The following is a 21954-nucleotide window of genomic DNA, read 5'->3' on the forward strand; positions in this document are numbered from 1 at the left end:
CGAAAGGGAGATGGTAATGGATGACACTACAGCAGCTTGCCAAGGATCTGACCTATACCGGTACGCTGACCGATGCACAGGTTACGGGGATTACAGCCGATAGCCGGCAGGTGGAGCCGGGCAGTGTTTTTGTCTGCATCGCAGGCGGGAAGTTTGATGGCCATGATCATGCTGCCTCCGCACTGGAAAAAGGGGCCGTGCTGGTGGTTGCCCAGCGGGATTTGGGGCTTTCACCACAGATTCTGGTGGAGGATACTCGGGAGGCCTATGGCCTTCTTTGCGGTGCCTTTTTCGATTACCCTGCCAAAAAGCTCAAGCTGATCGGCGTAACCGGTACCAACGGAAAAACCACCATCACCTATCTTGTTAAACAGATTCTGGAAGCGGCAGGCAAAAAGGTTGGCCTGCTGGGCACCATTCACAATGAGATTGCCGATATGGTCATCCCCTCCAAGCACACCACCCCCGATCCCCTGCAGCTGCACGCCATGTTTGCACGGATGGCGGAGGCAGGCTGTGAATATGCGGTTATGGAGGTTTCCTCTCATGCGCTGGATCAGAGAAGAGTGGCGGGCTGCCGGTTTGACTGCGGCATCTTCACCAATCTCACACAGGATCATCTGGATTACCACGGCAGTATGGAGAGCTACTATCTGGCTAAGAAGAAACTGTTTGAGCTTTCGGATCGTGCGGTCATCAACTTGGATGATCCCACAGGCCAAAAGCTGATTTCAGAACTTTCCTGCCCTGTAACCAGCTTTTCCTGCCAGCGGGACGATGCGGATTACACCGCCCGGGATATTCGCTTTTCTGCCAAGGGCAGCCAGTTTTCTCTGTTGGCAAACAGCCAGCTGGCCCGGGTCTCCTTTGCTATGCCGGGGGAATTTTCAGTTTCCAATGCACTGGCGGCAGCCGTAGGCTGTATTTCGGTGGGGCTCACCTTTGAGCAAGCTGTGGCGGGGCTGAACCAATGTAAAGGTGTTCCCGGCCGAATTGAGATTCTCCCCACCGATACCCCCTTCACCATCATCCGGGATTATGCCCATTCCCCAGATGGGCTGGAAAAGATTATCACAGCGGTGAGGGTCTTCGCACCCGGCCGGGTGGTCACCCTCTTTGGCTGTGCTGGCAACCGGGACCGCACCAAGCGGCCCATTATGGGCGAGATCGTTTCCCGTCTTTCGGATTTTTGCATTCTGACCTCCGATAACCCCCGGGATGAAAATCCCCAGCGGGTGGTGGATGATGTTTTGCCCGGGCTTTTGGAGCACGATACCCCTCATGAGGTGATTGTGGATCGTTACAGTGCCATTGAGTGGGCGTTGGATAATTGCCATGAGGGGGATATCCTCATTCTGGCGGGCAAGGGCCATGAGGACTATCAGGTGCTGGATTATGGAACCATCTTTTTCGATGAAAAAGTGATTGTAGATGAACTTTTGGCGAAGAAAAAAGGGGAAGCCAAGCGTTAAAGCGGGGGAAGGAGAAACACAGATATGGAAAAAATCAGCATGGCAGAGCTTGCCGGTGCTTTGAGTCTCGATTATACCGGTGATGCATGGATTGGTGCGGTTTCCACCGATTCCCGGAGCATTCCCCCGGGTTGTCTCTTTATTGCGCTGGAGGGCGAAAACTTTGATGGCCACCAGTATATAGCACAGGCTCTGGAGCAGGGGGCAGCCTTTGCTCTTGCCCATAAACCGGGGGATTACCCCGCCGGGCGGGTGTTTATAGTGAAGGATACCCGGCAGGCGCTTTTGGATGTGGCGGGGTTTTACCGCCGCCAGCTTGGCATTCCTGTTGTGGGTGTTACCGGCAGTGTAGGCAAAACCACCACCAAGGAAATGATCGCCTGCGTGATGGCTCAAAAATACAAAACCCTGAAAAACGAGGCGAACCTCAACAACGAGATCGGCCTTTCCCAAACGGTGCTGGGCCTGACTGGGGAGCATGAGGCGGCGGTGCTGGAAATGGGTATGGATGGCCCCGGCCAGATTCACCAGCTTACCCTATGCGCCCGGCCGGACGTTGCGGTGGTCACAAATATCGGTGTTTCTCATCTGGAGCGGCTGGGCAGCCGGGAAAACATCCTGCAGGAGAAGCTTTCCATTACCGATGGCATGGTTCCCGGCTCCACGGTGATCCTCTGCGGGGATAATGACCTGCTGAGTCAAACGGAACTGCCCAACTTCAAGGTTTTGCGTTATGGGCTGGAAAACAAGGATTGTCAGGTAATTGCCCGGCAAATACTGTCTTTTTCCACTCATACGAATTTCGTCATCTCCTTTGACGGCAATGCCTATGATGCCCAAATTCCCACCATGGGGCGGCACAATGTCCTCAACAGTCTGGCCGCCTTCTGTGTGGCAATCGCTTTGGAGATTCCCCCTCAAAAGGCTATAGCGGCACTGCGGGGCTACCGGCCGGCTGGGATGCGGCAGAATATTGTGCAGCATGCGGCTTATACAGTGGTGGAGGATTGCTACAACGCCAGCCCCGATTCCATGCGCTCTGCGCTGGAAACGCTGGGGCAGCTCAAATGCACCGGCCGCAAGATTGCTGTGCTTTCGGATATGCTGGAGCTTGGACCCATTGAAAAGGAAGCGCATTTTCAGGCGGGCAGGGAAGCGGCAGAAAACGGTGTGGAAGTTTTGCTCAGTGTTGGTGAGCTGGCTCGGGAATACCACCGGGGTGCGCTGGAGGCCGGTATTGGCAAGGCAGTGCATTATGAGGATAAGGAAGCCCTCTTTCAAGAGCTGGCCCAGCTGGTGGCTCCGGGCGATATTGTGTGGTTTAAGGCCAGCCGGGGTATGCGGCTGGAGGAAGTGATTCACCGGCTGTATGCGCAATAACACGGCGGGACAGCCGATTCGGTGAAATGAGGAGTGTTGGAGAAATGAAGGAAATGCCGGTGCTTTCGGCGGTTTTGGTAGCCTTTGTGGTGACCGCTGTATTGGGGCTTTGGCTGGTGCCGCTGATGCGCCGCCTGAAATACGGCCAGACTATCTTGGATATAGGCCCTGCGTGGCATAAAAAAAGCAAGCAGGGAACCCCCACCATGGGTGGGCTGATGTTTATTGTGGGAACAGTGGCGGCGATTATCGCCGGGTATATGACCTCGGCGGCCGGTGGGCAGAGCGGGGCTCTTCTCTGGGCGGCCGCTGATAAGGCCAAGCTGCTTTTGGGTGCTCTCATGGCTCTTGCATTTGGTATGGTGGGCTTTGCCGATGATTTTATCAAGGTGGTCAAAAAACGGAATCTGGGTCTGAATGCTCGCCAGAAGCTGGTGATGCAGTTTTTGATTGCGCTGGTCTATCTGGGAGGGCTTTATCTGGTGGGCGAGCGCTCCTCCATGGTCTTTGTTCCCTTTTTCGGATGGCTGCAATTGGGCCCTCTCTATTGGCCTCTGGCTATGGTGGGCATTGTGTATCTGGTCAACTGTGTTAACCTCACCGATGGGTTGGATGGCCTTTGCGCTTCGGTAACCTTGGTGAGTGCCTTGGGCTTTATCATTCTCTGCACCCTTTTGCCGGTTCCCGGTGTGGGAATTATGGCTGGGGCTTTGGCCGGGGGATGCCTTGGCTTTTTAATCTGGAATTTTCACCCGGCTAAAATCTTTATGGGCGATACCGGTTCCATGTTTTTAGGCGGAATGGTTGTTGCCTTGGCATTTAGTTTGGGAATTCCCATAATTTTACTGTTTATGGGCATACTATATATTTGCGAGGGGCTTTCGGTGGTGTTGCAGGTGATCAGCTTTAAAACCACCGGAAAGCGCATCTTTAAAATGAGCCCCATTCACCACCACTTTGAAATGTCCGGGTGGTCTGAAGTGAAAATTGTGGTGGTGTTTTCTCTCATTCAGCTTATTGGATGCATTGTGGCGGCTGTAGCTGTCCGAGGCATGTAAATCCCCAGCAAACGCAAGATACGTTTGCTTTCGGTATCCAATGCCCCCCATGTGCCCCCGGTTTCGCCCCACGGTCGTGTGGCGAGGGTAGAAACTTTTGGGCGAAATCAATTCGCCTGCGAGATATTACAAAACAGAGCGGATTTTAGGGCACATTATTCTGTAAGTTAACCATAAGATGTAAATCGTTCTTTCAATTAAAATCCCTGCGAGGTGAAGCCTTTGGAAAAGACCGGAAAACGCAGATTTTCCTTTTTTAACACCAAAACCGGCAGTGTGGATCTAACCTTTTTGATCCTGCTTCTTTTGCTGCTGACCATCGGGCTGATTATGCTGTTTTCGGCCAGCTTCGCCAATGCCTATTATAATCGCGGCAACTCCTATGCTTTTATTTCCAGCCAGCTGGTCAACGGTATTCTGGGGTTGGTTTTGATGGCGATTATTTCTACAGTGGATTATCGAGTGCTGAGCAAGCTGTCTTGGCCGATTTTCTTTGCCACGATCCCTATGCTCATTGCGGTGTATTTTTTCGAGCCGGTCAATGGAGCCAGAAGGTGGATCAAGCTGGGGGCTTTTCAGTTCCAGCCTTCTGAGATTGCTAAATTTGCTGTAGTCATTCTGTTTGCCCATATGATCTGCCTCAACTATGATCGCATGAAAACCTTCCGATATGGCATTGTACCGTTCCTTTCTGTATTGGCTGTATTGGCGGGGCTGATTGTATTTGAAACTCACCTTTCCGGTACCATTCTGATTCTATCCATTGGGGCTATTTTGATGATTGTAGGCGGAACCAACCTGAAATGGTTTGGTATGGCGGGGCTAATTGCAGTTGCAGGCATTGCCATTATCATCATGATTCCCGGTGTTATCGAATACGCCTCCAGCCGAATTCAGCACTGGATCGATCCTTTTTCCGATCCCCGGGGCAAGGGCTTTCAGACCATTCAATCCCTGTATGCCATTGGCTCCGGCGGGCTTATGGGAGTGGGAATCGGAAACTCCCGGCAAAAGTATCTGTATCTGCCTGAGCCCCAGAATGACTTTATCTTTTCTATTGTCTGCGAGGAGCTGGGTTTTGTGGGCGCTACCTTTATCTTGATTCTCTTTGCCCTTTTGGTTTGGCGTGGTTTTGTTATCGGCATGCGCTGCAAGGATCGCTTCGGGGCGCTGGTGGCCGTTGGCTTGACCTCACAGGTGGGGCTGCAAACGGTGCTGAACATTATGGTGGTAACCAACACCATCCCCAACACGGGTATCGGGCTTCCATTCTTTTCCTATGGCGGTACTGCGCTGATCATGCTACTCTGTCAAATGGGAGTGGTTCTTTCCATATCCCGTTCCGCAAATCTGGAAAAACAGTAGCCACGTTCCATGAGAAAAGAGCCGATCTGGCTTATGAACTGTATTGTTATTCCAACTATATACAAACTGTATAAAATATGATGCGTTTTATGTTTTGGAGGCTTTAGAATGTCTGTTAAAATCTTATTTGCCTGCGGTGGTACAGCGGGTCATATCAATCCCGCCATTGCGGTTGCCTCCCACATCCGCCGTAAGCAGCCGGGTGCGTCCATTTTATTTGCGGGAAATCCAAACGGTATGGAAGCAAATCTGGTTCCTAAGGCTGGCTTTGATTTTGTACCCATTGAAATTCAGGGTTTCCGCCGCCAGATCAATGCCGAGAATATCCGGCACAATGTTAAATCCGCTTGCCTGCTGCTCACCAGCGGCGCCAAGGCCAGAAAGATTCTCGCCGATTTTGCTCCCAATGTAGTGATGGGAACCGGCGGTTACGTCAGCGGGCCGGTGCTCCGGACCGCTTCGCAAATGGGCATCAAAACCCTGACTCACGAGCAGAACGCTTATCCCGGTGTCACCACCAAGCTGCTGACCCGGTATGTGGATACAGTTCTGTTGGCCGTGGGCAAGGCTAAGGAGCATTTGCCTGAGGGGAAAAATTATGTTGTAACCGGCAACCCCATCCGGGAGGAAATCCTTTTGGCCGATCGGGCCAAAACTCGTTCGGAAATGAAAATTGGGGACAGGCTCTGTATTCTGAGCTTTGGCGGCAGTCTGGGTGCCCAGCGCATCAATGAGGCCATTGCCGATGTGACCGCTTGGCACTGGAAAACTGGCCGTGTACATCATATTCATGCAACCGGGCAGTATGGTACCGAGCTTTTTCCGGCACTGCTGCGGGAGCGCAAGGTGGGCTTTGAGGGCAATCCCCATCTGGATATCCGGGAGTATATCGATAACATGCCAGATTGTCTGGCGGCGGCTGATTTGGTGATCTGCCGGGCTGGGGCTATTTCTATCAGCGAGCTGGAGGCGGCAGGCAAAGCGTCTATCCTGATTCCCTCTCCCAATGTGGCCGAGAACCACCAATACCACAACGCCATGGTTCTGGGCAGCCAGAATGCCGCTGTTGTGCTGGAAGAAAAAGACCTGACTGGGCAGGTTCTCTGTGGCATTGTGCAGGAGTTGGAGCATGACCGGCAAGAACTGGAAAATCTTGGGAAAAACGCGTCTAGGCTTGCGATTGTGGATGCCTGTGACCGCATTTGGGCGGAAATCAAAGCACTGGTTGAATAAAATCCCTGCCGGGCGGCAGTACAGGCTTTTTAATGAAACTCTGCGGAGGAACTCTCAAAAATGTCTTATAGATTTATGTTAAAAAAGGTTTTAAATGCAAAACCCGTGGTTAATGGGGTATATTTGACACAAAAAAGAAAAAACAGGCCAATTATCACCACTTTCTTTTACTTTGCATAGTATGTTTTGCAGGGAAAATTTTAAGGAGAGACTGCACTGTCCTCTGCGTTCCGACACCGGGAGCCGGTGGGCTCGTTTCCTTGCAATGTTATGAAAGGGTGGGAATCCATGGCTAAATACTACATACAGGGCGGCAACAGGCTGGATGGCCAGCTGTCTGTACATGGTGCAAAAAATGCGGTGCTTCCTATATTGGCGGCAGCGCTGCTGACAGATGAATGCGTCCTGCACAACTGTCCTCATCTGACCGATGTCACGGCGGCCTGCAATATTATGAACTACCTGGGCAGCACAACGATACGCCAGGGGGATACTGTGGTCATCCGGTCGGGTGAAATGACCAGCCACGATATTCCCGATGACCTGATGCGTGAAATGCGCTCCTCTGTTATTTTTTTGGGGGCGATTATTGCCCGCTGCAAAAGGGCGAGAATCTCACTGCCCGGCGGCTGTGAACTGGGGCCCCGCCCCATTGATATGCATTTGGCAGCGCTGGAAAAGCTGGGCGTTACCATCACCGAGGATCATGGCTACCTTGACTGCACAGTAAAAGGGAAACTCCGTGGAACCAGCATATCCCTTCCTTTCCCCAGTGTGGGTGCAACCGAGAACATTATGCTGGTTGCCTGCACCGCTGAGGGAGATACCGTTATCCATAATCCGGCCCGGGAGCCGGAAATTGAAGACTTGGCAAACTTCCTGAACAAAGCCGGAGCCAATATTTCCCTGCGGGAAAACGGCACCATCCACATTCAAGGTGTGCCCAAACTGGGCAAGCTGGAATACCGTGTCATCCCCGACCGTATTGCGGCGGCTACCTATCTTTGCTGTGCTGCCATTACCGGCGGCAGTGTTCTGCTGCGGGATGTAGTCCCTCAGCATTTAATGGCCATTTTCCCGATTTTGGAGGAAATGGGCTGCACCCTAGGCTGGAATGGCGATACCATTTCCCTGACCGCTCCCAAGAGGCTGAGACCGGTTCGCAGTGTGCGCACCATGCCGTATCCCGGCTTCCCCACCGATGCACAGTCACCGGTGATGTCTTTGGCTACCTTGGCGGAGGGGACCTCTGTTTTTGTTGAGAATATTTTTGAAAACCGTTATAAGCAAGCTGGCGAGCTGGCTCGTATGGGCGCCAACATCAAGGTGGAGGGCCGTGTGGCCATCATTCAGGGTGTTGAACAGCTGCACGCTGCAACCGTGGTATGCACCGATCTGCGGGGAGGGGCTTCTCTCTGCGTGGCGGCGCTGGCTGCCGAGGGAACCAGCGAGATCACCCATATCCACCATATTGAGCGTGGATATCAGGATTTTGAAAGAAATCTCACTTTGCTGGGAGCAAGCATCCGCAAAGCGTGATTCGACATAAAAACGACTTCGGGGAAGGTAAACTGGATATGGCACAGCCTAAGCGTTCCAATCGAATATCCGCTCAGTCTGCCAACAGGACACGTCGCGTCCGAAAGCGGCGGGGAAGAATGACGCTGCATTACATACTGATTGCGTTGTTTCTGTTGGCGGGGGGGGCTGTGCTGTCTCTGACTGTGTTTTTTAAAGTGGCGGAAATTTCTGTTGTGGGAACGGACAAGTATTCCAGCCAGGAGATCATCGCCGCCAGCGGGCTTAAACTGGAAGAAAATCTTTTCCGGGTTGATACCAAAGCAGTCCGTGAAATTCTCATGGAGCGGTTCCCTTATATTGAGCAGGTTTATGTCCGCCGGCGTCTGCCTCCCAAGGTGGAAATTGAAATTGTTCAGAGCACACCGGTGGGAGCGGTTGCAGATGGCGAAAACTATGTTTTGATCAGCAAAAACGGCAAGCTTTTGGAAAGAGGAATCCTGTTTATACCGGTGGATATTCCCCTCATAACCGGGGTGGATGTGGGTCAGGTAGCCGTGGGACAGCCTCTGGGAGAAGAAGCGGCCGAGCAGATGAAAATGCTGGAATATCTTTTTGCAGCTATGGAAGAAAGCGGGTTCAAAAACATCACCAACGTGGATCTCAGCGATCGGCTGAACATGCGGGTGGTCTATCAGGATCGGATTCTTTTGGAGCTGGGCAGTGAGGCGGATTTGGCCTATAAGCTGACCTTTGTGGAGGCAGTTCTCCGGGATAAGCTGGGGCCGGACGAGCAGGGTGTGCTGGATGTTACAGCCGCATCCAAGAAAAAGGCGGTTTTCCGCGCAGGAAATATTCACCAGACTGGAGAGATTACAGGCGGCAGTCAAGGGTTGGAGGAACCTGTTGAGATCCAGCTGGATGGGCAGTCAGAAGGGGAATCCCAGCCTTCGGCGGCAAGCTGAGGGGATGCTTAATGCTGTGCCGTTTTTCAAATAAATACCTGTATAGAACTTGAAATTTCTTGTGAAATTTGGTACAGTATTGAGAGTATAGGTTTTATGCCCAAACCACATTGTGGGAATAGAAGGAAATGCATTCTAGGAGGGGCTTTGATGCTGATGAATTTTGACATGGATAACGATACCGAAAAGGTTGTATCGATAAAGGTTATAGGAGTTGGCGGCGGCGGCGGAAACGCCGTAAACCGCATGATTGAATCGGGGCTGAAAAGCGTCGAGTTTATTTCAGTCAACACCGATAATCAGGCACTTCAGTTTTCCCGGGCCAATCACAGGCTGAATATCGGGGAGAAGCTCACCAAAGGTAAAGGGGCCGGCGGTCTTCCGGAACGGGGCCAAAAGGCCGCTGAGGAAAACCGTGAAGAGATTGCAGCCGCTCTCAAAGATGCCGATATGGTGTTTATCACCGCCGGTATGGGCGGTGGCACAGGAACTGGTGCCGCTCCCATTGTGGCTGAAATTGCGCACGAAATGGGAATACTTACTGTGGGCATTGTGACCAAGCCCTTTGTTTTTGAAGGCAAACGGCGCATGGAACAGGCCGAAGCGGGTGTATTCGCTCTTAAAGAGAGTGTGGATGCGCTTTTGGTCATACCCAATGAAAGGCTTAAGCTGATTTCAGATCAGAAGATTACCCTGAAAAACGCCTTTTCTGCGGCAGATGATGTACTTAAGCAGGGTGTTCAGAGCATCAGTGACCTGATCAACATTCCCGGCGTGGTCAATCTGGACTTTGCCGACGTCACCTCGGTCATGAAAGATGCGGGCTACGCACACATGGGAGTGGGACGAGCTCAGGGCAAGGATAAGGCACAAGTTGCCGCCAGTCAGGCAATTTCTTCTCCGCTGCTGGAAACCTCCATTCAGGGGGCCAGAGGTGTTATCATCAACATTACAGCATCCCCGGATATTGATCTGGAAGATATCGATATGGCCAGCTCCATGATTCACAGTCAGGCACATCCGGATGTCAACCTGATCTGGGGTGCCGCCTTTGATGAAAAGATGCAGGATGAGATGGTGGTTACCGTGATTGCTACCGGCTTTGATGAGGTTAATACCAAGACCGTGGCTTATTCGGCACCCGGCAAGGGGGCTGCCGCTGCCAGCACATCGGCGCCTTCCTTCTCACATGCAGGTGCAAAGGCCGTTGCCGCCAGTGTTGAGGCTGAGCCTGAGGCGGATGAAGATGACGACCAGGGCTTCTTTGATATTATGACCATCTTCAACAATAAGCGTTGAATTTCAGCTCCTGAATCTTCTGGATTTGGGAGCTTTTAAATTGGCCTTTAAAATGACTATCAAGGCCTTTATTTAGCCTAAATTATCCTGTTGGTTATTGTTGCTCAACTTAATTGGAGACGTTTTGGTAAAGTTGTGTTGACTTTTGAACGATTCTTTATTAAAATGGGAATGCAAGGCAGTGCATGTGCAGAAAGCTCTTTGCCGACACTGCCGCTTACAAACACAAACCTTTATAACAGGGAGAGATTACTATGCCGATCGTCAATATGAAGCAAATGCTGGCAGATGCAGCCGCTGGTGGATATGGAGTAGGTTGCTACAGCACTCTGAATCTGGAAATGACTATGGGAGCCATCAAAGCTGCTGAAGAGACCAATACCCCTATCATGATTCAGGTTCCGGAGATGCGCGCTGCCCATTCGCCTTTGCATATGATTGTGCCGCTGTGTGTTTCGGCTGCAAAAGCTTCTAAGGTGGATATCTGCGTCCATTTTGATCACGGCGCAACTGTCGAAAATATTCAGAAGGTTCTGGATATGGGTATGACTTCGGTTATGATCGATAAATCCCACTCTCCTCTGGACGAAAATATTGCCATCACCAAGGATGTCATTGCCCGCGCCCATAAGGTAGGCGCCACTGTTGAAGCCGAGATCGGCTGCATTGGCCGCACTGAGGAAGGTATGGATTCTCCCGTTGTTTATTCCGATGTTGATCAGTGTATCCGCATGGTTGAAGAAACCGGCATTGATGCTCTGGCTGTCGGTATCGGCAATATTCATGGTGTATATATGTCCGAGCCTAAGCTGAACTTTGAAGTTCTCCAGAACATCGCCAAAAGCGTTAATGTTCCTCTGGTTCTTCATGGCGGCAGCGGTATTTCTCCTGAGGATTTCCGTGAGTGCATCAAGTATGGCATTCGCAAAATTAACATTGCCACCGCCAGCTGGCAGGCAATGATCCACCATGCCCGGGAATATCTTGCTGATCCCAAAGCCAACTTCTTTGGCCTGAACGAGGCGCTGGTTGCCGGAACCTACGAGCAGGTTATGATCCACAATAAGGTTTTCAGCATGAAATAAGGGCTGACCGCCTTTGTTCTTTGCTGGGAAATACTTCTGAAGGGAAGAATCGCCAATGCCCAGAGATTTTGATAAAACTCCAATGGAAAACGGCATGCAGATTGTCTGCCGTGAGGATGGAATCCACGAGAATATGCTGATGGATATTACTGTTTATCAGCTTGAAAAAGGGAGCAGCAAGGAGTTCCTGCTGCCCACTAAGGAAACGGCTGTCCATCTTTTTGCGGGCGATGTGACCTTTCAGTGGGAGGGGCAGTCCGCAGAGGCTACCCGTACATGGATTTTTGATCTGAAATCCTATACGCTGCATGTTTGCAAGGGCGTTCAGGTGGTTGTAACTGCCAACACCGACAGCGAGATTATGGTGATCTCCACAACCAATGACCGTACCTTTGCTTCTAAGCTCTATACGCCCGATGATCTGATCACCGGCACCACCTTCCCCGATAAGTGGGATGGCGCTGCCCGCCGGGATGTCAGCACCGTGTTTGATTATGACAACGCCCCCTATTCCAATCTGGTTGTGGGTGAGGTTATCAACGCACGGGGACGCTGGGCCGGGTATATTCCGCATATCCACCCCCAGCCGGAGCTTTACTATTACCGCATGGATCATCCCAATGGCTTTGGTGCCGCTTTTATCGGGGATGATGTCTACAAGATCACCGACCGGAGCTTTTCGGCCATTCCTACCAACAAGAGTCATCCCACAGTAGCCGCTCCCGGCTACCGTTTAGGCTATATTTGGGTTATCCGCCATCTGGATGGCAATCCTTGGCTAAAAACCCGCAACGATGAGCCTGCCCATGAATGGCTTCTGGATGTGGAATAAGCTTTCTGCCTCCCGGCTGTTCAGTTGAATTGCCTGCATACACAGGAAATTACCTGCTTAAATAAAAACTCCCTGTCAGATTTCTCTGACAGGGAGTTTTTATTGGGATAAACAAAGCTTTATTTCAGCAGACCGAATACAATGTCGGAATAAGCGGCGGGGTCTTCCAAGGGAAGCCCTGCCATCAAAACAGCCTGATGATAAAGAACTTCCACATATTTTTTGGCTTGCTCGGGGTTCCCAGTGTAAAGCGTTTGCAGAGCGGCAAAGACCTCATGACCCGGATTCAGCTCCAGAACCCGCTGTGCCTTGGTATCGCTGTCAGGCTGAACTGTGTTGAGGTATTTCTCCATTTCAAAAGAAAGAGGGCCTTCAGCGGTGAGGCAGACAGGGTGGCTGCGCAGCTTGTGGGAAATTTTCACATCCTGCACCCGATCGCCCAACGCTTCCTTGGCGAATTCCAGTAGGCTCTTGTTATCCTCGGATTGCTTTTCAGCCTGCTTCTTTTCTTCTTCGGTTACCAGCTCGGGATCTTCGCTGTTGCCGGAGCGGAAAGGTTTTTCTTTGTAATCCCGCATAGCCTGTACAGCAAATTCATCCACCTCATCGGTGAAGTAGAGGATTTCATAGCCCTTTTCACGGATAGGCTCAAGCTGGGGCAGACCAGCGATTTTCTGGATGGTCTCGCCTGTGGCGTAGTAGATGTTTTTCTGATCTTCCTTCATGCGGGAAATGTATTCCCCAAGGGTGACCAGCTTCTGCTCGGTGGAGGAATAGAACAACAGTAAATCGGCCAGCATATCTTTGTTCATGCCAAAGCCTGCGGTGATGCCATATTTAAGCTGCAAGCCGAAGCTCTTATAAAAAGTCTCGTATTTTTCCCGGTCGTCGCTGAGCAGCTTGAGCAGCTCGTTTTTGACCTTCTTTTCCAAGCTGGTGGCAATGGTTTTAAGCTGACGGGTATGCTGGAGCATCTCACGGGAAAGATTAAGGGAAAGATCGGGAGAATCCACGACACCACGGATAAAGCGGAAATGCTCTGGAACCAGCTCTTCACATTTATCGGTAATCAGAACGCCGCTGGAATAAAGCTGAAGCCCCTTCTTATACTCTTTCGTGTAATAATCATAAGAGGCTTTGGCAGGGATAAACAGCAGTGCCTTGTAGGAAACAAGCCCTTCCGCATCCATGTGGATGGCTTTCAAAGGCTCCTCAAAATCGAAGAATTTTTCCCGATAGAAGGTGTTGTAATCCTCTTGGGTTACCTCCGAACGGCTGCGCTGCCAAATAGGAATCATGCTGTTAAGGGTTTCCACCTCGCTATAGGTTTCGCTTTCGCCCTCTTCGCCGCCTTCCTTGGGGCGGTGTTTTTCACGCTCCATTTTGATGGGATAGCGGATGTAATCGGAATATTTCTTCACCAAGTCCACAAGGGTGTATTCCTCAAGGTATTGGCTGTAGTTCTCGTCATCCGTGTCTTCCTTGATCTTCATGATAATCTGGGTGCCCACTGTATCTTTTTCACAGGGGGAAATGGTGTAGCCATCCACACCGGAGGATTCCCACTTAAAGGCTTCCTCAGAGCCATAGGCACGGCTGATAACCGTTACCTGATCGCTGACCATAAAGGCGGAATAAAAGCCCACGCCGAACTGGCCAATGATATCCACATCCGCACCGGTTTGGGTTTCGCCTTCCTTCATATCCTTTTTAAACTGGAGAGAGCCGCTCTTGGCAATGGTTCCCAGATTGGTTTCCAGCTCTTCACGGGTCATGCCAACGCCATTATCTGAAATCACCAGCTGACGGTTTTCCTTATCCGGCGCAAGGGTAATGGCGAAATCACCGCGGGAAAGCCCAACCTTATCATCGGTGAGGGAAAGATAGCAAAGCTTATCCACAGCATCGCTGGCATTGGAGATGATTTCCCTCAGGAAAATCTCTTTGTGAGTATAGATGGAATTAATCATAAGATCCAGCAGACGCTGGGATTCTGCTTTAAACTGTTTTTTAGCCATACAATCCGGACCTTTCCTTATATATTTTTAGCACTCATTCATGCAGAGTGCTAATCCCAAGTTCTATTTTAGCTGGAAAGGCAGTTTTTGTCAAGGGACTGGCCGGGTTTTAACAAAGAGTTCATAGAAAAAGTCATTTTTCTGTGCTATTCTAAAGAAGTTCGGATACCCTATGCATAGTGCATGCCAGAGGTGCCTTTAGGCAGCGGCCAAATGGCTATAATCCTGGAACGGATGTGATTGTATGCTCAACAAGCTTTTGGTAAAATACCGGAGTTTTTCGCTGGAAGTAGGCAGAGACTTTGAAGCTATCATAGCTCCTCTGATGGCAGAAAAAGCGCTTCAAGAGCTGGATCACTGCCTTCATCATTTCAATTATACCCGCCTGCTTCACAGCTATCAGGTGGCCCGGTGGAGCTATTTTGCGGCCCGGCTGCTGGGGTGGAATGCCCTTGCTGTAGCCAGAGCGGGTCTGCTTCATGACCTCTTTCTGCGGCATCCGGGAGAAAGTGGTTTTCGGCTGATTTTTTCCCATCCCAAAGTGGCACTGCACAATGCCCGCAAGCTTTGTGATCTCACTCCCTTGGAGGAAGATATTATCCTCAAGCATATGTGGCTCATGACCTTTTCGCTGCCCCGGTATAAAGAAAGCTATTTGGTCACGTTTATGGATAAATGCTGTGCTGCTTATGAGTTCGGTTTGTGTATCTTTTATCCCACACGGATATTCGGCTATTATATAAGAGGGACCCGCAAGGCTCTGGAGCGTCCCCCGATTCGGGGCTATTACAGCCCTCTGTTATAGGGCTCAGACTGTAGGCAAAACTGTTTGGTATGTAAAGATGGTATGGTTTTGATTCGTAATTTTTCCGCAGTCGAATTGATTTCGACGCAGGAATACCACTTTTTGCGCCAAAGCGGCGCAATCCGGGGGGGCTATGGGAGGCATTGGATGCCCCCCATAGAGGGTGTAGACTTCTGTCTACGCCCTTAGCCCTCTGTTGTAGGGTGTATTGCCTTAAAATCGCTATATACCGTTAGCAGCCGCAGTCTGGCCGGAGAGCTTTTCCTGCCTGACTGCGGCTGCTAACTCGTTGTATTTGTTTTATTAATATAAATTTTAGTGAATGGTTATTAAAAATATTGAATATATACATAAAATATGTTACTGTATATTCAACAAATATTCAGAAACTGATAAAAATACGATCAGTTTCTTCGAGATTCAACATCAACATATTTTAGGGATGGTTGCTATGCGTGAAGAAAGACTGAAAAGGATCGAACAATATCTCCTTCAGCATGAGGTTTGCCGGTTGGATACCCTGAGTGAGCTGATGGGCGTTTCTAAAATGACTGTGCGCCGGGATGTGGATGCCCTCTGCGAGATGGGTGTGGTGCACAAGGTTTATGGCGGGGTGCGCCATAACCGCCGGCAGGGAGTGGCCCCGCTGCTTTCCTATTTTCAGCGCGAGGTTGCTCATGTGAAGGAAAAAGATTACATAGGCTCCATTGCAGGCGGGCTGACCCATGAAAAAGAAGTGGTGTTTTTGGATTCCGGAACCACCATACCTCTCCTTGTAAAGTATTTAAGCGGAAAGCAGGTTAACATCGTCACACACAATCTCAGTGCGCTGGGGGAGTGCTCCAAGCAAGCAGGTTTGAACCTGTTTGGGCTGGGCGGTGAATACAACCGGATGGGAAGCAGCTTCGCCGGGGAGCTCACACAGGAAGAGGTTGGCCGCTATAATATCACCACCGCTTTTATAGCGGCTACCGGCGTTTCTCTGGAGGTGGGCTATACCTGTTCCATTCCGCTGGAGGCGGCAATTAAGCGTTTGGTAATTCAAAAAGCCACCCGAGTTTATGCACTGGTGGATCATACCAAATGGAATGTTTCTGCTATGATGACCTTTGCGAAATTAACCGACATTCAGGGGGTTATCACCGATCGGCGGCCCCCTGCGGAGTTTATGAATCTGTTCCAGCAAAACGGAATAGAGGTTCATTATTGATGGCATCCGGCGAAGAAGCAAAAGGAAAGCATACGGTTTATATCCTGCGCTGTGGGGATGGCAGCCTTTATACCGGCTGGACAACCAGGCTGGAGGCTCGAATCAAAACCCACAACCAAGGCAAAGGGGCCAAATACACCCGCACCAGACTGCCGGTGGAATTGGTCTATGCAGAGTGCTGGCCGGAGAAATCACAGGCTCTGCGCCGGGAGCATGCCATCAAGGCCTTATCCCGGGCACAGAAACTGTCCTTGATCAGCGGGCAGCAAAAATGAAGCATGTGCTGATGAATTAACGCATCCATTGATATCTTTTCTTCGAAACCCTGCAGCGATCCAAGAGGTAAAACCTCTATACTTTTTGGCCGGTACATGCTATACTTTAAAAGCAAATGCCTCCTTTTCCGATCATGTGGGAAAGAGTTGAGCTGAGGCTGAAATCAGGATAATACGGAGGATACCTGCCATGCATTATTACATTGGTATTGACTTTGGAAGCACAAATATCAAAGTGGCCGCCTATACACTTGCGGGGGAGACCGCGCACATTGAAAGCCGTCCCAACCGGGTGACGCATCCCCGGCCGGATTGGAGTGACTTTGATATTGATGGAATTTGGGCGGGTATTCAGGAAAGCCTCCAGATCATCACCGCCAAGCTGGGAGCCGCTAACATTCGTGCGGTGAGCTTTTCCTCCATGGGTGAGCCGGCTGTACCCATTGATAAAGAGGGCACCCCGCTTTATCCCACCATGGCTTGGTACGACATGCGTTCCTTGCCACAGCTGGAATACATCAACAACAAAATTGGGCGCCGCCGCCTTTATGAGATTACCGGGCAGGTTCCGGACCCCAAATTTGCCATCAGCAAGATTGTCTTTTTGCAGCAGAACCATCCCGAGATATTTGAGAAGATTCACAAATGGCTTCCTCTGCCGGACTATGTTGCCTATCTGCTGACCGGTGAGCAGTTCACCGATTATTCCATCGCATCCCGCACCATGTGCTTTGATGTAACCAACCTGTGCTGGTCCCGTGAGATTCTGGAGCCCTTGGGCATCAGCCCGGATATCTTCCCGCCCACCATACCGGGCGCTACCCGCCGGGGTGAAATCACAACCGCCGCTCAGGAGCTGACCGGCCTGCTTAAAGGAACCCCTGTGGTTGCAGGCGGACATGACCATTCCTGCGCCGCCATTACCGTAAACATCTGGGAGGATGGTGTTGTGCTGGATTCTATGGGCACCGCCGAATCCTGCATGGTGGCCATTGATAAAATGAATTTCAGTGATCATGGCTATGAAAATGCCATTTGCATGTATCCTCACTGCACCGATAAGCTTTACCGGGCTATTTCCGGTTTTAATGCTTGTGGAGCTTCCGTTGAATGGTATCTCAAGACCATCGGCCGGGCCATTGTCTTAGAGGCCGAGGCCCAGGGCCGTAACCGCTTTGAACTCATGAACGAGAAAGCTGCTAAAGAGGTTACTGATATCCCCAGCATGGTGTATCTGCCTTTCCTGCGGGGCTCTCGGCATAATTCCAACGTGCGGGGCGGTTTTGTAGGTATTTCCGATGGCCATTTAGATGGGGACTATGTCAACGCTCTGTTGGAAGGCCTTTGCTGTGAATTTCGCTCCATTGCTCAAGAGTATGAAACTCTGTTTGGAATCAGCTGCAACCGCATTCAGGCAGTAGGCGGCGGCTCTCGTGACCCTTACTGGATGCAGATCAAGGCAAACGTCATGAAGAACACCGTTTATGTACCCGCCAACCGGGAGGGCGCCAGCATGGGTGCGGCTTTCCTTGGGGCTGTGGGTATGGGCGACATTGACTTTGCAGGTCTTGCCGCAATGAAGCGCCCGGGGGATACCTATAAGCCTGCCGCTGACGCTCAGGGTGAGAAGATATTTGAAAAATACTGCAAAGCAAAGGCGCATCTGATTTCTTACTATGAATAAGCCATCTATAACGCTAGTGTTGTAGGAGATAAGACATGAAGATCAGAGAAGCACAAGCGCATGATTTAAAGTCCTTGTTGCAACTCTACACACAGCTTCACGATAATATTTTGCCAAATATTGATTTAGGTATTGAAAAACTATGGGCATCTATTCTACAGGACGAAAAGTATCATGTCTTGGTTGGTGCTATTGATGATAAGCTGGTCTGCTCCTGCACTATTTTGATTGTTCCTAATCTTACTAATAATCAGCGTCCATATGCCTTAATTGAGAATGTCATCACACATCCAGGTTATAGGTGCCAAGGCTATGCCACATCTATTTTAGATTTTGCGAAAGAATTAGCTCGCAAAGAAAATTGCTATAAAATCATGCTCATGACTGGCTCCAAGCTGGAAAGCACGTGGCGATTTTATGAGAGGGCCGGATACAACTCTCAGGATAAAAAAGCGTTTGTTCAGTGGCTGTAAGATAATACCTAAGAATAGAATTTTCTATACAAAAAAGGGACCCGTTTCTGCAATCAAAATCGTAGAAACGGGTCTCTTTTTCATTTTTTATTAATACTTAAAGTATATATTTAACAAAATATTGCTAATTGTGCGTTGAAAATACTGTAAAAGGGGCTGGTTTGGTTTATTCGTGATGGTGATGTTCATGACCATGGTCATGGGTACAGCTTACGGGAATCGATACCAGCTCGCCCTTTAAATATTGCCTGACCGCTTGCAGAGCATCACCGGATGCACCGGTAAGCACCTCTATATTTCTTTGCTTAAGAGCCTTTTGAGCGCCTTCCCCCATACCCCCGGAAATGACCAGAGAAGCTCCTTTTTCCTGCAAAAAATTGGGGAGAGAGCCGGAATCATGCCCCGGGCTGGCAAAGCTTTCACAGCGGAGCAAATTGCCGTTTTCCACTTCACAAATGAGGAAGCTTTCACAGTGTCCGAAATGTCCGCTCACCTGAGAACCATCACACGCTACAGCCAATTTCATTTTCTGTTCCTCCTATTTTAATTTAATCCAGCATTTCCAGTGAATCTGCCAACGACTCCAGCCAGTCACCCTCAAAAAGCTCCACAACGCCTTGATCACAGGCCGAAGCAATGGAAGGATTAATTGGAATCCGGGCATATTGGCCGATCCCGAACTGGCAGGCCAGCTCTTTGGCTTTGGTTTCGCCGAAGATCGAGAATTCCTTCCCGCAGTCTGGGCAGGTAACATAGCTCATATTTTCCACCAAAGCCAGAATGGGGATATTCATAAGGCGAGCCATGTTGACCGCCTTCTCCACAATCATACCCACCAGAGACTGGGGTGTTGTTACAATTACAATGCCATCCAAGGGCAGGGACTGAAAAACGGTGAGGGGAACATCGCCGGTTCCCGGGGGGAGATCCACAAACATATAGTCCACATCGCCCCAGATTACGTCGGTCCAGAACTGCTTGACCGTACCTGCAATAATTGGCCCACGCCATACCACAGGGTCGGTTTCGTTTTCCACCAGCAGGTTCAGGGACATAATCTCGATGCCTGTCTTGCTTTTGACCGGGAAAAGGCCCATGTCACTGCCCTGTGCCTTTTCGGAGAGGCCAAAGGCTTTGGGAATCGAAGGGCCGGTAATATCCGCATCCAGTATAGCGGCTCTGTGCCCACGGCGATTCATAATCACAGAAAGCATGGAGGTAACCAGTGATTTACCCACGCCGCCCTTTCCGCTGACTACGCCAATCACCTTTTTGATATGACTGAGCTCGTGAGGTTTTTCCAAAAAATCCGCAGGCTCTGTGCGCTGAGCACAATCCTGCTGGCAGCTACCACATTGATTGTTGCAGCTCTCGCTCATTTTATGATGCCTCTTTTCACTTTAATCGGCGTTGAGAAGTCATCCTCCTTTTGCTTCGGTGATGCTGCTCTCACTGCCTTTGAAAAACAGTATATCACTTATTGAAACAAATGTTAACACTCGTATGACCAGCAGACCCAGAATATTCCATTCTGTGATCGTTTTTATATCCCTTCTTCTGGGTAAGCAGCATAGTTTTAAAGGCGGGATGCTATACAATGCGGTGCCGTTGTTGTATACTGTATTTAAAATAGGTTGGCAAGAATTGTTAATAATATGCATTTTTAAAAGGAGGTCTTAGCGGTGGAGAAAAAACGCCCCGATCAAAATAAAAACGCCCATCCCACTGCCGATGAAAGAACAAAAGAGGCCTATATGCGCAAGCTGGCCCAGGAAAACCCGGAGGCCATGGCCAATTTGCTCAGGGAATTTCTTAAAAAGCTGGAAGATAAGTAGTTGAAGATGAAAATCCCGGAGGAAGGCTTGCATGCCTGCTTCCGGGATTTTGCAGTTTTGTTGGCGCTTTAGACCAGCTGAGTTCCTCTGAGTGAAACCTCTATGGGCTTTTTGTGGGTAAATTCGACAGCTTCTACCAGCAAAAGCAAAGCACGGGAAAGGGCGGGGAAGGGGGAGACCTCTTCCTTTTCCAGAATATCATGGTAGAGCTGGCCGCTTGTGGCATCCTGTTCCATGAGTTGGGCGGCATAAATCATAGCGCCCAGCCCGGCATGTGTGGCTTTGGTGAACAAATCCTGATGGGCCACGTATTTTGTGGCGGCCTCCAGCATGTAGCGACGAGCCTTCTTGGGGTCAGGTACCGCATAAAGGGCATCCAAGACCGTTTCTGCAATACCCTTGCGCAAGGTTCGGGGAAGGAGCAACAGCAGGCTGGTGAGGGTATGTGAGAGACGGCAGAAACGGCATTTCTTATCCGAGACGGCCGGAACAAACTGCCCGGATTCGCTGATCTTAAACATAAAGTTGGAGTGGGGATACATAATCTGCCCGATGGTGGGGTTTTCTTCTTCCGAAGGAATATACAGGGATTCCACCACCAGAGGAGCCTTGACATTATGAAGCAGGGAGGAGACAATATCCAGTTCGTTCTGGACCAAAAAGATTCGTGGGCGCACAGCTTCGATGGCATCCTTATACTGTTCGATATATTCATCACTGAAGCCGGGAGCATTGAAGGCATAAGTGCTTACAATCCTATTTTGCAGGTGAGCGGGTGCGGCAATGGCACCGTGGAGGGCGAGATTACCACCCAAAGAATGGCCGGTGAGATAAATCTGCTCGTTCCGCCCGATGGGAAAGCGCCGCCAATATTCATCCACCATAGCTTGCTGGGGAGTGGGCACTACATAAGCCAGCGATACATCCGCCATATAGTCGTTGCGGTAGAGGGGGTTCCCCAGCAGCTCGCTGCCTCGAAAGGCAATAACCCGCTGCCCCCCCGGAGAAATAAAGCTGCTGCCATAAAAACCCGATTGTCTGGGAGCGTTGTCATTCAAAATATCGGTGACAATCCAATCCCGAAAGGGGATTAGATCCATGCTCAGAAACTGTTTCCAAAGCTCAAATTCCTGAGGAATGTCACCAAAGCGTGCGGCCAGATAAGCCCGGCCCAAAGGGTGCCGCAAATAATAGCGGGCCATCGAGCCCACAGTTACAACTCCATTTTCCTCCATAGCCGGGACAACGTCCAAATAGGCCAATTGGGATAGTGTATGAAGCTGAAGCGGCGATAAAGCGGGAGGATTCATGAAATCGCCTACCTTTCATATCATGTTTCACTATATGAAGGGAAGGGCCGGATGTTGAAAAGGAGAGAAAGGTTTCCGTCTTGCGGCAATAAAAAAGAGAGGCCCGTCATCCGGGTCTCTCTTTTTGCTCAAGTGGG

20 protein-coding genes are annotated in these 21954 nt (G+C 50.3%); 16 read left to right on the forward strand and 4 right to left on the reverse strand.

What is annotated here, in order from left to right; all coding sequences use genetic code 11:
- Window positions 1-20: 20 nt before the first annotated feature.
- The 10 genes from U6B65_00480 to U6B65_00525 all read left to right on the forward strand — a co-directional run bounded on the left by U6B65_00480 (window position 21) and on the right by U6B65_00525 (window position 12207).
- A complete protein-coding gene (locus tag U6B65_00480) occupies window positions 21-1472 on the forward strand; it encodes a UDP-N-acetylmuramoyl-L-alanyl-D-glutamate--2,6-diaminopimelate ligase (GenBank protein WRS27633.1) in 1452 nt (483 codons plus the stop codon).
- A 24-nt stretch (window positions 1473-1496) separates the two neighbouring features.
- Entirely contained in the window at window positions 1497-2852 is a 1356-nt protein-coding gene (gene murF / locus U6B65_00485; GenBank protein WRS27634.1) for a UDP-N-acetylmuramoyl-tripeptide--D-alanyl-D-alanine ligase, read from the forward strand.
- Between the two features lie 44 nt (window positions 2853-2896).
- Window positions 2897-3910, forward strand: a complete 1014-nt coding sequence (gene mraY, locus U6B65_00490; GenBank protein WRS27635.1) for a phospho-N-acetylmuramoyl-pentapeptide-transferase — start codon at window positions 2897-2899, stop codon at window positions 3908-3910.
- Window positions 3911-4132: 222 nt separating this feature from the next.
- On the forward strand, window positions 4133-5275 hold the full coding sequence (ftsW, locus tag U6B65_00495) for a putative lipid II flippase FtsW (GenBank protein WRS27636.1): 1143 nt from the start codon (window positions 4133-4135) through the stop codon (window positions 5273-5275).
- A 108-nt stretch (window positions 5276-5383) separates the two neighbouring features.
- A complete protein-coding gene (gene murG, locus U6B65_00500) occupies window positions 5384-6508 on the forward strand; it encodes an undecaprenyldiphospho-muramoylpentapeptide beta-N-acetylglucosaminyltransferase (protein WRS27637.1) in 1125 nt (374 codons plus the stop codon).
- Window positions 6509-6796: 288 nt separating this feature from the next.
- Window positions 6797-8047, forward strand: coding sequence for a UDP-N-acetylglucosamine 1-carboxyvinyltransferase (gene murA, locus U6B65_00505; protein WRS27638.1), 1251 nt, complete (start codon window positions 6797-6799; stop codon window positions 8045-8047).
- 119 nt (window positions 8048-8166) lie between these two features.
- Window positions 8167-8991 (forward strand): FtsQ-type POTRA domain-containing protein, encoded by an 825-nt coding sequence (locus tag U6B65_00510; GenBank protein WRS27639.1) that lies wholly within the window; start codon window positions 8167-8169, stop codon window positions 8989-8991.
- Window positions 8992-9147: 156 nt separating this feature from the next.
- Complete coding sequence (ftsZ, locus tag U6B65_00515; GenBank protein WRS28968.1) at window positions 9148-10290, forward strand: cell division protein FtsZ; 1143 nt, start codon at window positions 9148-9150, stop codon at window positions 10288-10290.
- A 254-nt stretch (window positions 10291-10544) separates the two neighbouring features.
- Window positions 10545-11375, forward strand: coding sequence for a ketose-bisphosphate aldolase (locus tag U6B65_00520; protein WRS27640.1), 831 nt, complete (start codon window positions 10545-10547; stop codon window positions 11373-11375).
- Window positions 11376-11430: 55 nt separating this feature from the next.
- Window positions 11431-12207, forward strand: coding sequence for a 5-deoxy-glucuronate isomerase (locus tag U6B65_00525; GenBank protein ID WRS27641.1), 777 nt, complete (start codon window positions 11431-11433; stop codon window positions 12205-12207).
- 119 nt (window positions 12208-12326) lie between these two features.
- Here U6B65_00525 and htpG read toward each other — a convergent pair whose 3' ends face one another.
- Entirely contained in the window at window positions 12327-14225 is a 1899-nt protein-coding gene (gene htpG / locus U6B65_00530) for a molecular chaperone HtpG (protein WRS27642.1), read from the reverse strand.
- A gap of 244 nt (window positions 14226-14469) precedes the next feature.
- Here htpG and U6B65_00535 point away from each other — a divergent pair, with 244 nt between their 5' ends.
- The 5 genes from U6B65_00535 (at window position 14470) to U6B65_00555 (ending at window position 18672) form a co-directional block, all read left to right on the forward strand.
- Window positions 14470-15030 carry a hypothetical protein gene (locus U6B65_00535; GenBank protein ID WRS27643.1) on the forward strand — a complete coding sequence of 187 codons (561 nt, stop codon included), beginning with the start codon at window positions 14470-14472 and terminating at the stop codon, window positions 15028-15030.
- Window positions 15031-15481: 451 nt separating this feature from the next.
- Window positions 15482-16240 carry a DeoR/GlpR family DNA-binding transcription regulator gene (locus tag U6B65_00540; protein WRS27644.1) on the forward strand — a complete coding sequence of 253 codons (759 nt, stop codon included), beginning with the start codon at window positions 15482-15484 and terminating at the stop codon, window positions 16238-16240.
- Window positions 16240-16515, forward strand: coding sequence for a GIY-YIG nuclease family protein (locus tag U6B65_00545; protein WRS27645.1), 276 nt, complete (start codon window positions 16240-16242; stop codon window positions 16513-16515). The genes U6B65_00540 and U6B65_00545 overlap by 1 nt, the downstream gene beginning before the upstream one ends.
- A gap of 190 nt (window positions 16516-16705) precedes the next feature.
- Window positions 16706-18199 carry an FGGY family carbohydrate kinase gene (locus U6B65_00550; GenBank protein ID WRS27646.1) on the forward strand — a complete coding sequence of 498 codons (1494 nt, stop codon included), beginning with the start codon at window positions 16706-16708 and terminating at the stop codon, window positions 18197-18199.
- 35 nt (window positions 18200-18234) lie between these two features.
- Window positions 18235-18672, forward strand: a complete 438-nt coding sequence (locus U6B65_00555) for a GNAT family N-acetyltransferase (GenBank protein WRS27647.1) — start codon at window positions 18235-18237, stop codon at window positions 18670-18672.
- A 166-nt stretch (window positions 18673-18838) separates the two neighbouring features.
- On the opposite strand, the gene U6B65_00560 is transcribed toward U6B65_00555, so the two are convergent.
- Entirely contained in the window at window positions 18839-19198 is a 360-nt protein-coding gene (locus U6B65_00560; GenBank protein WRS27648.1) for a NifB/NifX family molybdenum-iron cluster-binding protein, read from the reverse strand.
- A gap of 22 nt (window positions 19199-19220) precedes the next feature.
- The gene (locus U6B65_00565; protein WRS27649.1) at window positions 19221-20051 is read right to left on the reverse strand and encodes an Mrp/NBP35 family ATP-binding protein; all 831 of its coding nucleotides are present in this window, start codon (window positions 20049-20051) and stop codon (window positions 19221-19223) included.
- Window positions 20052-20354: 303 nt separating this feature from the next.
- On the opposite strand from U6B65_00565, the gene U6B65_00570 reads away from it, so the two are divergent.
- The gene (locus tag U6B65_00570) at window positions 20355-20507 is read left to right on the forward strand and encodes a hypothetical protein (protein ID WRS27650.1); all 153 of its coding nucleotides are present in this window, start codon (window positions 20355-20357) and stop codon (window positions 20505-20507) included.
- Window positions 20508-20575: 68 nt separating this feature from the next.
- Here the strand turns inward: U6B65_00570 and U6B65_00575 are convergent, their stop codons facing one another.
- Window positions 20576-21817: an Mbeg1-like protein gene (locus U6B65_00575; protein ID WRS27651.1), complete on the reverse strand. Its 1242-nt coding sequence runs from the start codon at window positions 21815-21817 to the stop codon at window positions 20576-20578.
- Window positions 21818-21954 lie beyond the last annotated feature (137 nt).

Source organism: Oscillospiraceae bacterium MB08-C2-2 (assembly GCA_035621215.1).
Lineage (GTDB): Bacteria > Bacillota > Clostridia > Oscillospirales > Ruminococcaceae > WRAV01.